This is a genomic window from Actinacidiphila glaucinigra (genome assembly GCF_035918135.1).
Lineage (GTDB): Bacteria > Actinomycetota > Actinomycetes > Streptomycetales > Streptomycetaceae > Actinacidiphila > Actinacidiphila glaucinigra.
In genome coordinates this window covers 8,558,629-8,576,585 of sequence record NZ_CP109144.1, presented here as the reverse complement: position 1 = coordinate 8,576,585, position 17,957 = coordinate 8,558,629, and the positions used below count along the sequence as shown (strand labels likewise).

The following is a 17,957-nucleotide window of genomic DNA, read 5'->3' as shown; positions in this document are numbered from 1 at the left end:
GGCCCGGTCAGGTGAAACGGGCCAGCTCGTCCCGGGTGCGGTCGCCCCAGGGGTGCTCCTCGCCGAGATGGCGCACCCGGTCCTGGAGGACCTGGCGCAGCAGCCGGCCGGCGCGTGCGGAGTCGCCCGCCGCGCCGACCGAACAGGCGTGGGCGTTACGGCTGTTGAGGGTGGAGGGGTGGTCGTCGCCGAGGACGCGGGTGCGGTCCTGGACGAGGATCTCCAGCAGGTCCGCCGCCTCCCCGTGGCGGCCGGCCGCGGCCAGGCAGCGGGCGCGGCCGCCCCGGGCGGTGAGCGTCTGGGGGTGGTCCTCGCCCAGACGGTCGCGGCAGTCGTCGACGAGCCGTCGGTACAGCGCGGCGGCCTCGCCCGTGCGGCCCGCACGCAGGATGCAGCGGGCGTGGGCGGCGCGGACCGCGAACAGCTGGGGGTGCCCGGCGTCGAGGATCCCGCCGCTCTCGGTCAGCAACGTGTCCAGGAGCCGTACGGCTTCCTCCGTCGCCCCGGCCTCGCTGAGGAAGACGGCCTGGTAACGGCGCCACAGCAGCGGGATCGGGCTGTCCGGCCCGTGCACGGCGGCTCTGCGGCCGTCCGCGATCAGGGCGTCGAGCAGCGCCGCCGCGCGGCCGGGTTCGCCGGCCTCGCCCAGGAAGCGGGCCCGGCCGTGGCGGGAGGCGAGGGAGTCGGGGTGGAGCGGGTCGAGGACCTTGAGGCAGTCCTCCAGGAGTTCCTCGAAGAGCCCGGCGGCCCGGGCGGCGTGCCCCGCCTCGCCGAGGAAGTGGGCGTGGTGGCGGCGGTTGTTGAGGGTGTAGGGGTGGTACGGGCCCTGGGTGCGGGTACGGTCCGCGACCAGGCTGTCGAAGAGCCGGGCGGCCTGTCCGGGGCGGCCGGCGTCGCCGAGCAGGTAGGCGTAGCCGTAGCGGCTGCTGAGAGTGTGCGGGTGGTCGGCGCCCAGCAGGCGGGTCCGATCGGCCAGCACGGACTGGTACTCGGCGACCGCCTCATCCAGGCGGCCGCTCTCGCCGAGGAACAGGGCGAGGTTGTTGCGGCTGTTGAGGGTGTGGGAGTGCTCGCGCCCGAGGATGCGCGTGCGGTCCTCGATGACGCCGCGCAGCAGGTCGACGGCCTCGGCGGGGTGGCCGGCCATGCCTCGGTAGCGGGCGTGGGAGTTGCGGTTCTCCAGCGTCTCCTTGGCGTCGGGCCCGCCGCGCCGCTCGGCCTCCGCGACCAGGTCGTAGTAGAGGTCCGCTGCGCGCCGCGGGTCGCCCGCCTCCCCCACGCACGTGGCGTACCACTGCCGGGGCAGCTGCCCGGGATCGGCTCCGGCCTTGTCGAATGCGGCCATCGCGTGGCGCAGGTCGCCGCGCTGGTAGGCGGTCGCGCCGATGTCCAGGGCACGTACCGGGTCGGCGTGGTCGATGAGGATCTCCCACACGGCGTCCGGGATGCGCGGCGGCGGCACCTGCTCGTCCAGTGTCTGGTGCAGGTAGTCGAAGGCGAGGTACGCGCCCTCGTCTCTGGGCAGCAGCAGGCTGGAGGTGGCGTGCAGGGGGGCGGTGGCCCAGCTCAGCGCCTCCTCCCACGGCTCCGGCCGCAGGCTGCCGCCGCCGCGCAGGTCGAGGTGGATCTCGTGCAGGCGACGCAGGACGTCCTCGGGCAGCGGCTCGTGGTGACCGGCGCGCCGCGCGTCCACGGCCCCGGCCACCAGGGCGGCGGCGCGCGGACGGGCGCCTGCCGCCCAGGCGTTGCGAAAGTCGTCGAGCAACTGGGGCGCCGCGGCCAGGTACTCGGCCACACCGCGGCTGCCGGTCCGGGCGCCGTTGACGGCGGCCCTGATCCTCGGATCGTCCGTGTGGTGCTGGGCCCGGGCCAGCTCCGCCTCGCTCCAGGTCCGGTCCACCCGGACGACCGAGGCCAGCCGCAGCACCTCGCGGCCCGAGCGCAGGACGTCGCCGCCGGGCTCGTCGTCGGCGGCGGAGCGGGCGCCGAAGCGAATGTGCTGACGGGCACTGATGGTCGCGACGACGGCGACCCGCGCCGATCCGGCCTCCAGCAGCCGCTGTACGTGACCCGCCGTCAATCCGCCTGCGCCGAGGTAGTTCTCGAGGTCGTCCAGCCACACCACCGCCCGGTACCACCGGGAGACCGGGTCGACGAGCGCGACCATCGCCTCCCGGCTGTCCGGGACGACCAGCCGGTGGCGCGGGAAGTGCTTGCGCACCACCTCGTACGCCAGGCGGGTCTTGCCCGCCGTGGAGTCCCCCACCAGGAGCAGGAAGCCCCGGCCCCCGCTCAGCACCGCCTCCGCCTGCGGCATCGCGTCCCGGCCGACGAACACCGGGACGCGGCCGAAGCCCGCCGTCCCGCCGCCGCCCGGCGCGGCCGGGTGGACACCGAGGCCGATGGGGTCGCCCACGTCCGCCACCAGCGGTGCCGTGCCGCGCCGGGAGATCCGCAGCAGACCGGGCAGCGCCCGCCTGCGACCGGCCGTCTGCTCCAGCGCCCTGCCTCCTGAGGCGGCCACGGTCTCGGTCGCCGCGCCGGCCACCGCTCCCGGCGGACCGAGCAGCAAGGTCAGCAGGGGCCGGGCCAGGCCCGCGAACATCCTGAGCAGGTAACCCGCAGCGCCCGCGATACGCCCCCACACGGCAGCCACCACACACCCCCGTTCCCCCTGTGCTCCCCCTGCCGTGGTGCATTCCCGGTGGCGCCGTCCGCTATCCCCCGGAGGCGCTGTAACGGGCGGAGGCCAGTGAGAAGTCGAGGAAGCCGCGGGCCCAGGCGTGGATGCCGTCCGCGTACTGGCAGACCGCCGCCAGCTGCGCCGGGGTCAGGTCGGCCTCGAGGGCGCCGGCGTACAGGTCGCGCGTCGCGGTGCGCAGGGCGGCGACGCGGCGGGCGTGCCACAGCCGTGTCTCGTCGACGGCCTCGTCCAGCGTCAGACCGTGGTGGTGGCGCAGGACGAGGACCAGGTTGGTGGTCTCCCCGGAGCGCAGCTCCTTCTCCACCGAGAACAGGTCGTTGGTCCAGCCGATGACGTCGGCGGCGGCCTCCCGCAGCGCGCGGCAGGCCGGCGAGAACCAGATCGCCGCAGGAAGTTCCGACTCCTGGGCGTACTCGATGAGGTCGAAGCACCAGCCGGTGGCACCGGAGACCCGCCGCCAGGCGACGTAGGCCTCGGGGGTGGGCACCTCGTGGCCGCCGCGGAACCGGAGCATGTCCTGGTTGGTGCGGATCCACGCGACGAGGTGGCGGCGGAAACGGTCGCCCCAGGCGGGCCCCATGGCGCCGGTCACCCGCGGCACCACCTCGTCCAGGGCGCGGACGGCCGGTGGCGCCGACGCGGGGACGGCGCGCGCCCAGCCGCCGACGGCGTGCGCCATGGCCTCGAGTTCCGCTCCGGTCCCGGTGGCCGGGCCGGCGTCGCTGTCGTCGTCGACGGCGAACATCCACAGCGTGAGCCGGGCCAGCTCCGCCAGGCGGGCCGGGGCCGCCCACGGCCACACGTGCGCGGCCATGGCGACCTGCCGCTCCCGGCCGGCCTGACCCGAGGTCAGCGCGGACAGCAGACCGGTGCGCCGGGCCCAGGCCATGACCTGCGGTTCCACCTGCCGCAGACCGGGATTGAGCAGCGACGGGCCCGGCACGCGGACGGGCCCCCCGGCCCGCTCCCGTACGGTCGCGCTGTGCGAGGCCCGTCCCCCCGGGCCGTCGATACGGACGAACGCAGACGTCTTACCCACCTAGATCCCCCCTTCCCGGGCCCTCAGCGGCCCGGGCAAGGACTACGACTTCCAGCCATCCCCGTCCCGGTTCCTACCCAGTGTTCGGCCATCGGACGCCAGGAACGGGCGGGTGACGTCAGGGCGCCGACACAACCGGGCAGGCGATGCGGGAACCCGGTCCGTCCGCATCGCGTCATGATCCGGGTGGGCACCGACCGCCCGCGACACCGTTCACCGTCACCTTCCCCGGCACCATCACATTCATCGAGGAGAGCAGTGCACAGACACCGCCGCCCGTACCCCGCCGCCGTGACCGCCGTGCTCCTGGCCGCCCTGCTGGGTGCCTGCGGGAGCCCGGACACCGTTGCCGTGGCCGGATCCGGACCGTCGGCCACCGCTTCCGCGGGCACCCGTACCCCGGCCGCGAAGGCGGACCCGCCCGTCACCGGAGCACTGGACGACCACCGGCACGTGGCGCGCAGGACGACCACGGGGCGGCGCCCGCACATGGTGCAGCGGTGCACCGACCGCACCCGGCGGGTGCGGCACACGTCCTCGAGCGGTTCCGGAAAGCGCAAGTCGACCCGGACCTGGTACACCACCGAGCACTACAAGGACTGCCGGAAGGTGCAGCAGGGCACCGAGTCCTACACGCGGGTGGTGTCGGCGGAACGCTGGTGCGTCGAGCTGGACGACGTCGGCGGCGACCGCACCCGGGACGACGTCTGGTACAAGGTCGACTCCGCCACCTACGGCAGGGCCGTCGACGCGGAAGAGGGCACCCGGATGTCCTTCACCCCCCTGGCGAACGGCTGCTGACAGCCCGCCACGGGCGCTGTACGGCCGGGTGACGACGCGGGGCGGGACGGCCCTGGGCGGTGCCGGGGCCGGCGTAATCCGGATGCGCCCCGCCGGGGGCGTCTGCCATCCTCGCGCCCATGTCCACGTTCCGAGACCTCCTCGCCGAAGGGGAGGCCGTCCCGACCGAGGGCTGGGACTTCTCCTGGTTCACCGGCCGCGCCACCGAGCAGCGCCCGTCCTGGGGTTACGCCCGGCTCCTCGCGGACCGGGCAGGCCGGTCCGAGGCCCTCCTCGACGTCCAGACCGGCGGCGGGGAGGTCCTGGCCACCGTGCCCCTCGCCCCGCCGGTCGTCGCGGCGACGGAGTCCTGGGCGCCCAACCTGGAGATCGCCCGCCGCAACCTGGCACCCTTCGGCGCCACCGTCGTCCAGGCCGAGAACACGGCCGACCTCCCCTTCCCCGACGGCCACTTCGACCTCGTCGTCAGCCGGCATCCGGTGGTGACCCGCTGGGACGAGGTGCGCCGGGTGCTGCGTCCCGGCGGCACCTATCTGTCCCAGCAGGTCGGCGCGGGCTCGGTTCGGGAGCTGACGGACTACCTGATGGGGCCGCGACCGCTCGCCACGCACACGCGGGACCCCCTCACGACCACGGCCGGCTCCAGCGGGGTCGAGGCCACCGCCCGCGCCGAGGCGGCGGGCCTGGAGGTCGTGGACCTGCGCCAGGAGGCGCTGCGCATGGAGTTCCACGACATCGCCGCCGTGGTCCACTTCCTGCGCAAGGTCATCTGGATCGTGCCGGGATTCTCCGCGGACGCCTACCGCGAACGGCTCGCGGAGCTCTACGGCTTCATGGAACGGCACGGGCCCTTCGTGGCCTACTCGCAGCGCTATCTGATCGAGGCCCGCAAGGGCTGACCCCGGCAGGAGGGCACCCCTGGTGAAAGCGCCGACGACCAGACCTTTCGAGGCGTCCGATGTCGGTGCCGCGGCCGGCCTCCTCGCCGCCCGCCACCGCCGCAACCTGGCAGGGGAAGCGGCGCTCGACCCCGGTTTCGCCGAACCGGCGGCCTGCGCGGCCCTCCTGCGGGACGACTGGGAGCGGGGCGCGCGCGGAGCGGTCGCGGAGACGGCGGACGGCACACTCGCCGGATACCTCCTCGCCGTGCCCGGCGACGACGTGCGCGGACGCCATGTGTGGACGGGGCCCGGGCACTACGCGGCACACGAGGGGGACGTCCTGCGCTGCCTGTACGCGGACCTGTCGGGTCCATGGCTCGGCGAGGGGCGGCTGCACCACTACGCCGTCGCGGCCGCGCACGACCTGCCGGTCTGGCTGTCGCAGTGCTTCGCCTACGAGCAGGTCCACGCGGTGACGGACCTGGCGGCGGCGGGGGCGGCCGGCTTCCACGACGACGTGCGGGCCGCCGGGCCTTCGGACCTCGCCGCGCTGGAGCCGCTGTTCCGCCTGGTCGCCGACGCGCACACGGGCCCGCCGGTCTTCGCCTTCATCGAGCCGTCCTTCCACGAGGGCCTGCGGCCGGGCCACTTGGAGCTGCTGGAGGACCCCGCCGTGTCGTACTGGCTCGTCGAAGGGCCGGAGGGGGTGCGGGGCTTCTGCGTCATGCGGCCCGTGCCCGACGACGAGGTCTCCCTGACCGCGCCGCGCGGCTCGGTCGAACTGCTCCTCGCCGCGACAGCCCCCGAGTGCCGGGGCGGCGGTGTGGGGCGCCGCCTCACCGAGCACGCCCTCGCGGACGCGGCCCGGAGAGGGTTCCGCGTGTGCGTGACGGACTGGCGGGCGGCGAACCCGCTCTCGTCGGCGTTCTGGCCGCGCCGCGGCTTCCGTCCCGTCGCCCACCGGCTGCACCGCCTCCTCGACCCGCGGCTGTCACGGGGCTGAGCCGGGCCGGCTGGGCCGTGGCGTCACATGCCCTCCCCCGACCTTCGGCCGGGGGTACCCCCACTCGGCGTCACTCCCCCAGCTCCGCCGGGAGGTGCCCCCGGGCACGGCCTAGTCCACGACGCCGAAGTCCTCCGGGAAGTCCTCCAGGAACGCGCGGCGCCGGGGATCGGTCTCGGCCGCCGTCATCGCGGACAGCAGGTCGAGGAACCCGTCCCGCTGGCCCTCCGTCATCCGGTCGACCACGGCGGCCACGCCCTCCAGGGCCTTCAGTGCCTCGTCCTGGTCCATGCGCTCGTCGTCCGCGTCCTCGACGAACCAGGTGAGGTCCACGAGGGCCGCCACGAGGGCGTGGGTGAGCGAAGGGTACGGAGGCATCGGTGTGTTCTCCCTGCGGGCTACGGCTGTGGCGTTCCCCGGCATCCCATCACGAGGCGCCGACAGCGCCGCGCCCAGGTCGGTGCCGCAGGTGGCCGAGCGTGTTCCGGGGCGGCGCCTACGGTCCGCCCCCGTGCCGCGGCGTCTCCCCGCGCAGTGCCGCGCATGCCACGGAGCAGATGACACCTGCCGCGGCCGGGTGACCGCCCGCGCTCGCAGCTCCATGCCCAACTCCCGTGCTGCCTCGGCCCGTTCGGCCACGACCCCGGTTCACCCGACAGGTCCGGCCGGATTGCCCTGATGGGCCGTCATTCATTTTTTGTTGGCCCGCCGTTCCCGTACGGTTCCGCAAGGCCGGCACCTCGGGGGCGGATTGGCGCGGGCACATGGGTGACCGTTTATGCTCTGCACCGTCATTGGGATTGTTGTGAACTCAACCACGTTTGGCCGTCGAGGGGACAGCGCGCCATGAACCGTCCGGGGATGTCGATCAACCAAGTGCGGATAGCCGTGGCCTTGCTCAGCCTCGCGCTGTTCGCGCAGACGACGTTCTGGCTCCTCTACGACATCGCTGTCCGCGGTCTGCCCGGCGCCTGGTCGCTGTGGACGACGGGGTGGGTGCCGGGCCTGTCGGCGACCTCCTCGCTCGACCTCGGCCTGGCGGCGCTGCAGCTCTGCGCCGGTCTGGCCGCCCTGTTCCGCACCCGCGGCGCCGGCGGCCTGCTGATGACCTCGTGCACGGTGACCCTCGGCTTCCGCCTCCCGGCGGTCTGGTACCTGCTGCTCGACTCCCCCTCCGACCCGTGGTTCGGCACCCTGAAGGGCGCCTCGCTGAACGCGGTGGGCAGCACCGCCGTCCTCGCGGTGGTCCTCTGCCTCGTCCTGGGCGGGCTCCTCCTGCTCGCACGGCACATGGAGTACGAGGCCGCCGCCTCGAACGCGGTGACCGGCGGTGTCCGCCCGGTGAAGGTGACGGCCACCGCCTCCGGCCTGCTGCTCGCGGTGCTGAACGTCTTCTACATCGGCCGGAACGCCGTGACGGCCTTTCAGGTCGGCCCCGGTGTGCTCACCGACCTGATCGTCGGCAAGGGAAGCGGGCGGGCCATCCTCGCGGTTCCGTCGCCGTACCAGTGGGTGTGCCTGACCGTGCTGTGCGGGGCCGGCATGCTGCTCGCAGCCAGGCGGCGGCCCACCGCCCCGGGCTTCTCGGTGGGTCTGTCGCTCTTCATGATGCCGTCGGCCTTCACGGAACTGTGGGGCTACGCGGTCGGCTCGATGCCCGTGACCGCCGTGGACACCTCGCAGAGCCTGCTGGAGTTCGTCGGTTCCGCGGCGGTGGTCGCCCTCATCGTCGGCGACGTCCGCCGCGACCGCCGGCCCGACGACGCCGACCTCGACGTCATGACACCCGCCGTGCCGATGAGGACCGCGGCGCCCGTACCTGCCGTACCCACCACGCCCGCCGTGCCTGCCACGCCCGCCACGCCCGCCACGCCCGCCGCACCGGCTGCCCAGGACGACGAGGACGACGACGCGGCGGAAGGGGCCGTCGAGGCCGTGCAGGTCACCGTCCCCGCCCAGCGCCACACCGACGCCGACACCGACGCGGAGGCCGAGCGTCCGGCGACCGAGGCCGCCGGCGCCTGACGCGGGCGCCGTCCCGGCCGGACCGACCGGCTCCGCCGCGAAAAGCGTTTGCGCGGAGCCGGTGCCGGTGCCGAGAGTTACGGCATGCCCATCACCGTGCGGTCGGCCACCCCCGAGGACGCTCCCGTCATCTGCGACGTGCTCAACGCCGTCGACGTCCTGGAGCTCGGGCGGCCCGAGACCGACCTGGCGACGGTCGAGTCGTCGCTGATCCACCCCGAGGCGGACCTGGAACGCAACTCCTGGCTGGCCTTCGAGGACGGCGCGCTCGTCGCCTACGGGCTGCTGTGGGACGACTCCGGCGCCGAACGCATCGACGTCGACCACTACGTCCTGCCCGCCCACCAGGAGGCGGGCGAGCGGCTGCTGGACCTCCTCCAGGCCCGGGCCGCCGAACGCGCCGCGGAGAACGGCGCGGAGCGGGCCGTCGTCCATCTCGCCCTCAACACCGCGCCCACCATGGACACGGCCCGCCTGACGCGGCGCGGCTGGAGGACCGTACGGCGCTACCACGTGCTGACCCGACCGCTGTCCGCAGCCGCGGACCCCGTCCCCGGGCTACCGCCCGGACTGACGCTGCGCGACTGCACGGCGGAGGCCGACCGCCGCCGGGCCCACGAACTCCTGCAGGAGAGCTTCGCGGAGCACTTCGACCACCAGCGGCGCAGCTACCGGCAGTGGCTGGACGACCTCGGCCAGGGCATCGACTGGTCCCTGGTGTGGATCGCCTCGCTGGAGGGCGCGGGGGACGTGGGCGCGGCGCTGACCCGTGACGACCGCGCGGCCATGGCGTGGATCCGGAGCCTGGGCGTGCGCAAGGAGGCGCGGGGCCGGGGCGTCGCCGGCCATCTGCTGCGCCATGCCTTCGGGGTCTACGCCGCCCGCGGCCGCGACACCCTCGGCCTCGGGGTGGACACCGACAACTCCACGGGGGCCCTGCGGCTGTACACCGCGCACGGCATGACCCTCCACTTCGCCGTGGACACCTGGGAATTGACGCTGCCGGCGGCCACCCCGGAGTGAGCGCGCCGCCCGCCGCGCGGCCGGACGACCGGCCCGGGGGCCCGGAGCAGCCCCGCCGCCTCCGCCACCGCGGGCGGCGGTGAGTGCCGACGTCGGGTCCGAAGGACCGAGTCCGGGGGTGGTCAGGGCGAGCCCGCCCACGCGTCCACGGCGGTCGCAGCGGCAGGGCGGTGTCCCGCGGCGCACCTGATCCGCCGACACCGCGCGGGCCGGGCAGGACGATCTGCCGGTACGCGCCGGTTCCGCCGAGGTCGCCCAGGTGGGCGGCAGCCCGCATCGTCCCTACGGGCCCGCAGCGGACGCGATCCCCTTGCCGCGCTCACCGGTTCATTCGCGGTTCACGTTCCGGCCACCCCCGCGAGAACAGGGCTCTTTACCGTCCCTTGGTATTCGCTATACCGGAACATAGACTTGGAGGCACTGTGCGGCCGCACAGACTTCTTCCGCTGCTCCCTCGCCACGACGGCGGCAGGTCCGCCCTCACCTGCCGGTTCAAGTGCGGTGACGCCTGCGCCCACGAGGCCCCGAACACCAGCGGCAACGCCTACCTCGGCGACGTCGTCGCCGACGCCCTCTCCCGCCGCACCATGCTGCGGACCGGCGCCGTGGTCACCCTGGCCGCCGCCGCGGGCGGCATGGCCGTCACGTCCGGCACCGACGTGGCCGCCGCCGCGCCCGAGCCGCTGCACGGAGGCCACGGCGGTCACGGCGGCACCGTCGATCCCGACGCCGCCAAGGGCCTGCGCTTCCGGCCCGTCGAGCCGAACACCGTGGACGCCGTCGTCGTCCCCGAGGGCTATGCCCAGAGCGTCCTGATCCGCTGGGGCGACCCCATCCTGCGCGGCGCCCCCGCGTTCGACCAGGCGCGGCAGACCGCCGCGTCGCAGGCCGGCCAGTTCGGCTACAACAACGACTTCCTGCACCTGTTCGACCTGCCAGGTGAGCGCGGCCGTCAGGTACTCGTCGCCAACCACGAGTACACCGACGAGATCCTCATGTTCCCGGGCTACGACGCGGCGAACCCCACCCGCGAGCAGGTCGAGATCGCCTGGGCCGCGCACGGGCTCAGCGTGGTCGTGGTCGAGGAGGAGCGGCACTCCGGCCGCCTGTACCCGGTGAGCCGGCACGGCCTGAACCGCCGGCTCCACACCCGGACCGCCTTCCGGCTGACCGGTCCCGCCGCGGGCAGCCCCCTGCTGCGCACCAAGGCCGACCCCACCGGCACGAAGGTCCTCGGCACCCTCAACAACTGCGCCGGCGGCACCACCCCATGGGGCACCGTGCTGTCCGGCGAGGAGAACTTCAACCAGTACTTCGGCAACGCGGCCTCGGTCACCGACCCGGTCACCGCGGAGCGGCTGAAGCGCTACGGCATCGCCGGCGCGGCCAGCGAGCGCAAGTGGGAGCGGTTCGACGACCGCTTCGACCTGGCCAAGGAGCCCAACGAGGTCAACCGCTTCGGCTGGATCGTGGAGCTCGACCCGTTCGACCCGGACTCGACGCCTCGCAAGCACACCGCGCTCGGCCGCTTCAAGCACGAGGCCGCGCAGCCCCGCCTCACCGAGGACGGCCGCCCCGTCGTCTACATGGGCGACGACGAGCGCTTTGACTACATGTACAAGTTCGTGGCGAGCAAGGCGATGCGGCACGGCACCGGGCGGGCGGTCCGCGAGCACAACCTGTCGCTCCTGGACGAGGGCACGCTCTACGTCGCCAGGCTCACCGGCGACAGCCCGGCCGCGGAGTTCGACGGCAGCGGGAAGCTGCCCTCGGACGGCGAGTTCGACGGCTCCGGCGAGTGGATCAAGCTGGCGAGCGGCACCACCTCCTTCGTGGAGGGCATGACCGCCGAGGAGGTCTACCTCTTCACCCGCATGGCGGCGGACAAGGCCGGAGCCACGAAGATGGACCGCCCCGAGGACGTCGAGCCCAGCCCGCGCACCGGTCGCGTCTACGTGGCGCTGACCAACAACACCAACCGCGGCAAGGCCGGTTCCGCCGGTGCCGACGAGGCCAACCCGCGGAACAACAACAAGCACGGGCACGTGCTGGAGCTGGCGGAGTTCTTCGACGACCCGGCCGCCGACCGCTTCGCGTGGCGGCTGTTCCTGGTCGCGGGCGACCCGTCCGACCCCGCGACCTACTTCGCGGGCTTCCCGAAGGACGACGTCAGCCCGATCTCGTGCCCGGACAACGTGGCCTTCGACCCGCACGGCAACCTGTGGATCTCCACCGACGGCGCGCCGGGCACCCTCGGCACCCACGACGCCCTCTTCGGTGTCGCGGTCAAGGGTGACAAGCGCGGTCAGGTCCGTCAGTTCCTGAGCGTGCCCAAGGGCGCCGAGACGTGCGGACCGATCGTCCAGGACCAGCGCGTCCTGGTCGCGGTGCAGCACCCGGGCGAGACCGACGGCTCCACGTACGAGAACCCGTCCTCGCGCTGGCCCGACGGGGGCAAGCGGATCCCCCGCCCCTCCGTCGTCGTGGTGTGGCGCAAGGACGGCCGCGGCATCGGTGTGTGACGGAAACGGCCCCGCCCGGCGTGCCGGGCGGGGCCGTCCCGCGGTCGTCGTCACGGGGCCGGACGGGACCGGCACCGCCCCGCACCGGCTCGAGCGGCGCGGGGAGGTGCCGGACACCGACGGTACGTCAGTTCACGGTGACCGGCAGCTCGTAGAGGTCGTTCTGGGTGACCACGGGCTTGTTGCGCAGCTCCGCCGCCGGGACCGCCAGGTCGAGCTTCGGGAAGCGCTCGAACAGGGCGGGCAGCGCCACCGAGGCCTCCAGCCGGGACAGCGCGGCGCCCGGGCACACGTGCGGGCCGTGGCCGAAGGCGATGTGCCGGATGGGGTGGTCGCGGGTGATGTCGAAGACGCCGGCGCTCGGGCCGTGCTGCTTCTCGTCGCCGCCGATCGCCGCGTAGGAGACGATCAGCGCCTCGCCCTTGGCGATCACCTTGTCGCCGACGGGGACGTCCTCGGTGGCGAAGCGGATCAGCACATGCGAGGTGGGCGTGGAGTGGCGCAGGGTCTCCTCCACCACCGACTCCCAGCTCGCCTTGCCCTCCCGCACCAGCGCGAGCTGGTCGGGGTGGGTGAGGAGGTTCACGACCGCGTTCACGATGAGGGAGATGGTGGTCTCGTGCCCCGCGGCGATCATGAGCTGCAGGGTGCTCTGGATCTCCTCGTCGGTGAGGTGGTCACCGTCCTCGGAGGCCGCGATGAGAGCGCTGGTGAGGTCGTCACCGGGCTCGGCGCGCCGGTCGGCGACGGTCTTGGCCATGAGGGCCGCGAGCTCGCCGAGGGTGGCGAGGACCTCTGCGGGCGGGGTCTGGGTGGAGAAGAACTTCTCGAACAGCACCTTCAGCCGCGGCAGGTGGGCCTCGTCGATGCCCATCAGCTCCTGCACCACGTACATCGGCAGCGGGTAGGCGAAGGTGGCCTTGAGGTCGAGCACGTCGCCCTCGCGCGCCGCCTCCTCCACGCGCTCCAGGAGACCGGCCGTCAGCTCCTCGATCCGGGCCCGCATCTGCTCCACGCGGCGCGGGGTCAGCGCCTGGGCGACCAGGGCACGCATCCGGCGGTGGTCGGCGCCGTCGACGGTGAGCATGGAGCGGCCGGGGTTGGCCAGGCCGATCAGCGCCCAGTCGGCGGGTATCTCACCGCGGGTGAAGGCGTCCCAGTGGGCGATGTCCTTCACCAGCCGCGGGTCGGTCAGCAGCGCGCGGGCCTCGGCGTGGTGCGTCACGGCCCACACCGGCACCCCGCCGGGGAGTTCGACCGCGGCCAGCGGGCCCGCCTCGCGCAGCGCGGTGCTCTCGGCGACGAGGTCGCCCACCAGCGGGTCCAGCACGATCGGGGCGGCCGCGTGGTGGCCGGTGACCGGGCATTCCATCAGAGTTCTCCTAGTACGGGGGTGGGTGTGAAACGCACGGGGAGCTTGGTCATGCCTCGCAGCCACGGGGACGGACGGCGCACCAGATCGGCGGCATCGACCGCCAGTTCGATGTCGGGCAGCCGGTCCAGCAGCACCTCGATGCCGGTGCGGGCGATGGCCTCGGCGATCTCCTGGGCCGGGAACGGGCAGCGGTGCTCGCCGTGCCCGAAGGAGAACCAGGCGTTGTTGCCGTTGGTGGAGGCACCGGCCTCCAGGTGCACCTGGGGGTCGGCGTTGGCCGCGGCGAAGCCGAGGATGAGCAGGTCGCCGGAGGCGATCTGGCGCCCGCCGAGCCGGGTGTCGCGGCTGGCCCACCGCCCGGCGATGTTCTGGCTGGGGGTGTCCTCCCACAGGACCTCGTTCATGGCCTGCCCGACGCTGTGCCGGCCGCCGGTGAACGAGGCGGCGAAGCGGTCGTCGGTGAGCATCAGCCGCAAGGAGTTGCCGATCCAGTCCGCGGTGGGCTGGTGCCCGGCCACGGTCATCACCATCAGGTCCTGCACGATCTCCTCGTCGGAGAAGTCGTACCGGTCGGCGAGCATCCGCGAGACGACGTCCGCGCCCGGCTGCTCCTTCTTCGCCTCGAGCAGTTCGGTCATCGCTGTGTAGACGTGCGTCTGGCCGGCGATGGCGTCCGGGCCCCCGTCGACCAGGTCCTTGACCGCCTTCACGAGGAGGGGGCCCTGCTCCTCGGGGAAGCCGTACAGCCGGGCGAGCACGCGGACCGGGAGCAGCATCGCGAACTCGTCGAGGATGTCCGCCGTGCCGCCGCCGCAGAAGGTGTCGACGAGTGCGTCGGCGTAGCGCTCGGCGTAGCGGCGCAGTTCGACCGCGTCGATGGCCTCCATGGCGTTGCCCATCATCGCGGCGCGCTGCCGGTGGCGTTCGCCCACGGTGTAGAGGATCGAGGGCTGCTTGCGCCCGATCATGGGCAGCAGCGGCCAGTCGTCGGGTATGTGGTCCCACTGGTTCCACAGGTCCGAGTCGCGGCTGAAGAGCACCGGGTCGCCGGTGACGTGCAGCAGTTCCCGGTAGCCCAGCACGAGCCAGGCCGGTATGCCTCCGTCGAGCGTCACGGGGGCCAGGGCGCCGTGGTCGCGCCGCAGTTCCCGGTAGAGGGCGGCGGGTTCGACATGGAAACGCGGACCGCTGAACGGCACCGCCCCGGCGAACGGGTCGGTGCCGGCGGCCGCGGTGGGCTGGCTGGTCACGGAGCGGTCATCTCCCGGGCGCGCGGGTGGGCGGCGGACAAGGTCTGCAGGTGCTGGACGAGGGTGATGAGGACGTCCTTGGAGGACTGCCGGGACCGCGCGTCGCAGTCCACCAGCGGCACCCCGTCCGCCAGCGACAGCGCGTCGCGGACCTGCTCCTCGGTGTGCTTCGGCCCGCCGAAGTCGTTGCGGGCCACCACGAACGGGGTGCCGTGGTGCTCCAGGCGGTCGATGGCGTACCAGGAGTCGTCCAGGCGGCGGGTGTCTACGAGCACCACCGCGCCGAGCGTGCCGGAGAACAGCCGGTCCCACAGGAACCAGAAGCGCTCCTGCCCGGGCGCGCCGAACAGATAGAGCACGGTCCGCGCGTTGACGCTGATCCGGCCGAAGTCGAAGGCCACGGTGGTGGAGGACTTGGTCCCCACACCGGCGAGGTCGTCGACCCCGGCACCGGCCTGCGTCATGGTCTCCTCGGTGTTCAGCGGGCGGATCTCGCTGACCGAGCGCACCATGGTCGTCTTCCCGACGCCGAACCCGCCGGTGATGACGATCTTCAGCCCGTTGTCGGCGCTCGCGTCGAGCGGTGCCCGGGGCCCCGACGGGCCGGGAACGAGGCCGGGGTCAGAGGTTGCGTAGTCCAACGAGCACCTGCTCCAGGATCTCGGGGTCCGGAAGTTGAGCCGTCGTCCGGACGGTACGGGGGTGCCGGGCGCTGATGCGGCCGGTGGCCAGCAGGTCGCACAGGAGCACCTGGGTGATGCCGACCGGCAGCCCCAGGTCGGCGGCGAGCTCGACGACTGCGGTGGGCCGGCGGCAGATCCGCAGGATCGCCGCGTGCTCGGACTGCATCCCCGGGACCGGATCGCACTCGGCGACCACGAGGGTCACGAGGTCGAACGCGTCGGACACGGGCCGGCTGCGACCCGACGTCAGGGTGTACAGCCGGTCCGGATCCTCCTCCCGGCCCGGGCGGGGTGTCATGCGCCGTCGCCGTCCTCACCGGGCACCTCGCGCGGGGGGGCGCTCAGGTGCTCGCCGAGCTGCTCGACCAGCTCGTGCATGTTGTGGCCGATGAGGCCGACCTCGGCGTCGTCGTCGGCGACGACCGCCAGGTGGGCGCCGTCGCCGGCCTCGACGATGAACAGGATCCCGCCGTAGAACTCGGCCATGGCCTGCCGTACGCCGCCGCTGCCGTCGCCGAACTCGATGGACGCGCCCTGGGACAGGCTCTGGATGCCGGCGGAGATCGCCGCGAGCTGGTCGGCCTGGTCGACCGAGAGCTCGGGAGTGCGGCACAGCTTGAGTCCGTCCCGGGACAGGACCAGGGCGTGGCGGGCGCCCGGGGTGCGCTCCAGCAGGTTCTCCAGCAGCCAGTTGAGCCGCTCGTCCGTACTGGTGTGGCCGGTGGCCGGTGCGGTCATCGCGCGTCGCTTTCTGGGGATGGGGCCGTCGCGTTGTGCTCGTCGCGGTCCGCGCCGGGCGCGGACGCGGGGGACTCGTGGTCGGGGGCGGGTGCGGGTGCGGCGGGGGTGGTGCCGTGCACCGCGCTGCGGAAGGTGCTGAACCTCGCGGCCCGTTCGGCCGCCGTGCCGTGGCCGGCCGAGCCCGGGCGTGCGGCGGGCCGGTCGTGGCCGGGCCCGTCGTGGCCGACGGCGGACAGCGTCTGACCGCGGCGGCGCTTGGGCAGGCCGCTCTCGCCCAGCTCCGGTGCCGTGCGCCGGGCCTCCTCGCCCGGGTCGGGCGTCTCGGCGGGGGCCGGGACGGAGGGGGCGGCGGCCGGGGCCTCCGGGGGCAGGAGGGGCTCGGCGTCGGGGCCGGCGTCCATACCGGGGCGCGGGACGGTGAGCAGTTCCTGCGGGATCATCATGACCGCGCCGGTGCCGCCGCGGGCCGAGGGCCGGAAGGAGATGGTCAGGCCGTGCTTGCGGGCCAGTCGACCGACGACCGTCAGGCCGAGCCTGGTCCCGGACAAGCCGGTCAGGTCCCCGGACCCGGCGGCGACGGCGCTCTGCGCCCGGCGCAGCGCGACCTCGCCCATGACCAGGCCGCTGTCCTCGACGGTGATGACCGAGCCCGCGGGCACCTCCTCCACGTACACGTGGACCTCGGCGGTGGGCGGGGAGAAGTTGGCCGCGTTGTCCATGAGTTCGGCCAGCGCGTGCATGACACCCTCGGCGGCGTGGCCGACGACGGCGACCTCGCTGGTGGAGTGGAGCCGCACCCGCTGGTAGCCGGCGATGCGCCCCATGGCGCCGCGCAGGATCGACTCCATACGGATCGGCTTGGCCCACCTGCGTCCGGAACGGGCCCCGGTCAGCACGGCGATGCTGTCGGCGAGGCGGCCGGCCTGGGCGGTGCGGTGGTCCAGGTGCAGCAGGTCGTGCAGCACGGCCGGGTCGGTGTGGCGGTGCTCCATCTGCCGCAGGTCGGCCAGCATGCCGGTGGCCAGTGCCTGCATGCGCCCGGCGGCATTGGCTCCGACGGCCATCGCCGCGGCGCGGCGCGACTCGCTGCTGCCCACGCGGTCGGCGATCAGGGCCAGCATGCGGCGCTGAGGGCCGGTCAGCGGCTCCCGTACGGCGGTGAGCACGCGGTCGGCGGTCTCGCCGGCGGTGATCCGGCGGACGGCGGCGGGCAGCAGCTCGTCGGCGAAACGTTCCGCCTCGGCCCGCAGGGTGTCGAGCTGCCCGGCCAGCCGCCGTGCCCGCCAGCGCTCCTGCGCCGCCACGGCCACGGCCACGACCAGCGCGAGGATCCCCGCGGCCGCGCCGGCCACGGCGGGGGCCCGCAGCGACCCGGGAGCGGCGACGATCAGCCACACGGCCACCGGAACGGTGACCACCAGGGGCACCGCCAGGGCCCGCGCCAGGTACGCGAGCGGAGCACGCTGCTCACGCGGCCGTGCCGGGATGCGCAGGCGCCCGGTCCGCGGGCGCGGTAGCGCGGTCTGCGCTGTCATCGATCAGGACCTCGGGACCGTCTGGACGGATGGGATGGACGGAGTGGGAATCCGGCAAAAACGGGCACCACCACGCACACGAATCCCGGGCGGGCTCCGTGTTCGCGGGGAACTCGCGGTCACTATATGCGAGTTGCCGAGGCTGTTGATCAATGAGCCGACGACATTCCTCGGCTGGTGGGGACATGTGGAGCAAACGCGGCATGCGGCGGTCGCGGCGCCGGGGAAGCGGTGCTTCCGCTCCCCCGCGGCGCCACCGGAGGCACGTCCGTGGGCGCCACATCTTCGCTGCGCCACTGACCACGTTTTTTTGCCGTGCCGTCAGGGCCCGGGCGGGACTCCCCGGAAAGGGGAGCCGCACGGCCGGCGCGCCGG

The 17,957-nt window shown here is 73.8% G+C and carries 15 protein-coding genes; 6 read left to right on the top strand and 9 right to left on the bottom strand.

Annotated features, from left to right (window positions below; genetic code table 11):
* Positions 1 to 7 precede the first annotated feature (7 nt).
* Entirely contained in the window at positions 8 to 2,647 is a 2,640-nt protein-coding gene (locus OIE69_RS38930; protein WP_326579806.1) for a tetratricopeptide repeat protein, read from the bottom strand.
* 70 nt (positions 2,648 to 2,717) lie between these two features.
* Positions 2,718 to 3,743 (bottom strand): terpene synthase family protein, encoded by a 1,026-nt coding sequence (locus OIE69_RS38925; protein WP_326579804.1) that lies wholly within the window; start codon positions 3,741 to 3,743, stop codon positions 2,718 to 2,720.
* A gap of 291 nt (positions 3,744 to 4,034) precedes the next feature.
* Here OIE69_RS38925 and OIE69_RS38920 point away from each other — a divergent pair, with 291 nt between their 5' ends.
* From OIE69_RS38920 to OIE69_RS38910, 3 genes are all read left to right on the top strand, one after another.
* Positions 4,035 to 4,544 (top strand): hypothetical protein, encoded by a 510-nt coding sequence (locus tag OIE69_RS38920; RefSeq protein ID WP_326579801.1) that lies wholly within the window; start codon positions 4,035 to 4,037, stop codon positions 4,542 to 4,544.
* Between the two features lie 119 nt (positions 4,545 to 4,663).
* On the top strand, positions 4,664 to 5,443 hold the full coding sequence (locus OIE69_RS38915) for a class I SAM-dependent methyltransferase (protein ID WP_326579799.1): 780 nt from the start codon (positions 4,664 to 4,666) through the stop codon (positions 5,441 to 5,443).
* 22 nt (positions 5,444 to 5,465) lie between these two features.
* A complete protein-coding gene (locus OIE69_RS38910) occupies positions 5,466 to 6,428 on the top strand; it encodes a GNAT family N-acetyltransferase (RefSeq protein ID WP_326579797.1) in 963 nt (320 codons plus the stop codon).
* A gap of 111 nt (positions 6,429 to 6,539) precedes the next feature.
* Here OIE69_RS38910 and OIE69_RS38905 read toward each other — a convergent pair whose 3' ends face one another.
* Positions 6,540 to 6,806: a hypothetical protein gene (locus OIE69_RS38905; RefSeq protein WP_326579795.1), complete on the bottom strand. Its 267-nt coding sequence runs from the start codon at positions 6,804 to 6,806 to the stop codon at positions 6,540 to 6,542.
* A gap of 483 nt (positions 6,807 to 7,289) precedes the next feature.
* On the opposite strand from OIE69_RS38905, the gene OIE69_RS38900 reads away from it, so the two are divergent.
* The 3 genes from OIE69_RS38900 (at position 7,290) to OIE69_RS38890 (ending at position 11,998) form a co-directional block, all read left to right on the top strand.
* Positions 7,290 to 8,453, top strand: a complete 1,164-nt coding sequence (locus OIE69_RS38900) for a hypothetical protein (protein WP_326579793.1) — start codon at positions 7,290 to 7,292, stop codon at positions 8,451 to 8,453.
* Between the two features lie 84 nt (positions 8,454 to 8,537).
* Positions 8,538 to 9,476 carry a GNAT family N-acetyltransferase gene (locus OIE69_RS38895; protein ID WP_326579791.1) on the top strand — a complete coding sequence of 313 codons (939 nt, stop codon included), beginning with the start codon at positions 8,538 to 8,540 and terminating at the stop codon, positions 9,474 to 9,476.
* Between the two features lie 422 nt (positions 9,477 to 9,898).
* Entirely contained in the window at positions 9,899 to 11,998 is a 2,100-nt protein-coding gene (locus OIE69_RS38890) for a PhoX family protein (protein WP_326579789.1), read from the top strand.
* 127 nt (positions 11,999 to 12,125) lie between these two features.
* Here the strand turns inward: OIE69_RS38890 and OIE69_RS38885 are convergent, their stop codons facing one another.
* Genes OIE69_RS38885 through OIE69_RS38860 form a run of 6 tightly spaced genes read right to left on the bottom strand, consistent with a single transcriptional unit; the run spans position 12,126 to position 17,582 of the window.
* Positions 12,126 to 13,370: a cytochrome P450 family protein gene (locus OIE69_RS38885; protein WP_326579787.1), complete on the bottom strand. Its 1,245-nt coding sequence runs from the start codon at positions 13,368 to 13,370 to the stop codon at positions 12,126 to 12,128.
* Complete coding sequence (locus OIE69_RS38880; RefSeq protein ID WP_326579785.1) at positions 13,370 to 14,623, bottom strand: cytochrome P450; 1,254 nt, start codon at positions 14,621 to 14,623, stop codon at positions 13,370 to 13,372. Before OIE69_RS38880 ends, OIE69_RS38885 begins: the two co-directional genes overlap by 1 nt.
* Positions 14,620 to 15,264: a GTP-binding protein gene (locus OIE69_RS38875; protein WP_326579783.1), complete on the bottom strand. Its 645-nt coding sequence runs from the start codon at positions 15,262 to 15,264 to the stop codon at positions 14,620 to 14,622. Before OIE69_RS38875 ends, OIE69_RS38880 begins: the two co-directional genes overlap by 4 nt.
* Complete coding sequence (locus OIE69_RS38870; protein WP_326579781.1) at positions 15,245 to 15,604, bottom strand: DUF742 domain-containing protein; 360 nt, start codon at positions 15,602 to 15,604, stop codon at positions 15,245 to 15,247. Before OIE69_RS38870 ends, OIE69_RS38875 begins: the two co-directional genes overlap by 20 nt.
* Positions 15,601 to 16,044, bottom strand: a complete 444-nt coding sequence (locus tag OIE69_RS38865; protein ID WP_018557865.1) for a roadblock/LC7 domain-containing protein — start codon at positions 16,042 to 16,044, stop codon at positions 15,601 to 15,603. The genes OIE69_RS38870 and OIE69_RS38865 overlap by 4 nt, the downstream gene beginning before the upstream one ends.
* Entirely contained in the window at positions 16,041 to 17,582 is a 1,542-nt protein-coding gene (locus OIE69_RS38860; RefSeq protein ID WP_326579779.1) for a sensor histidine kinase, read from the bottom strand. Before OIE69_RS38860 ends, OIE69_RS38865 begins: the two co-directional genes overlap by 4 nt.
* Positions 17,583 to 17,957 lie beyond the last annotated feature (375 nt).

Bases quoted from the DNA above. Each gene is read 5' to 3' on its own strand.
- OIE69_RS38860 (WP_326579779.1), bottom strand. From the start codon at position 17,582: ATGACAGCGCAGACCGCGCTACCGCGCCCGCGGACCGGGCGCCTGCGC.
- OIE69_RS38900 (WP_326579793.1), top strand. From the start codon at position 7,290: ATGTCGATCAACCAAGTGCGGATAGCCGTGGCCTTGCTCAGCCTCGCG.
- OIE69_RS38865 (WP_018557865.1), bottom strand. From the start codon at position 16,044: ATGACCGCACCGGCCACCGGCCACACCAGTACGGACGAGCGGCTCAAC.
- OIE69_RS38895 (WP_326579791.1), top strand. From the start codon at position 8,538: ATGCCCATCACCGTGCGGTCGGCCACCCCCGAGGACGCTCCCGTCATC.
- OIE69_RS38885 (WP_326579787.1), bottom strand. From the start codon at position 13,370: ATGGAATGCCCGGTCACCGGCCACCACGCGGCCGCCCCGATCGTGCTG.
- OIE69_RS38870 (WP_326579781.1), bottom strand. From the start codon at position 15,604: ATGACACCCCGCCCGGGCCGGGAGGAGGATCCGGACCGGCTGTACACC.
- OIE69_RS38905 (WP_326579795.1), bottom strand. From the start codon at position 6,806: ATGCCTCCGTACCCTTCGCTCACCCACGCCCTCGTGGCGGCCCTCGTG.
- OIE69_RS38915 (WP_326579799.1), top strand. From the start codon at position 4,664: ATGTCCACGTTCCGAGACCTCCTCGCCGAAGGGGAGGCCGTCCCGACC.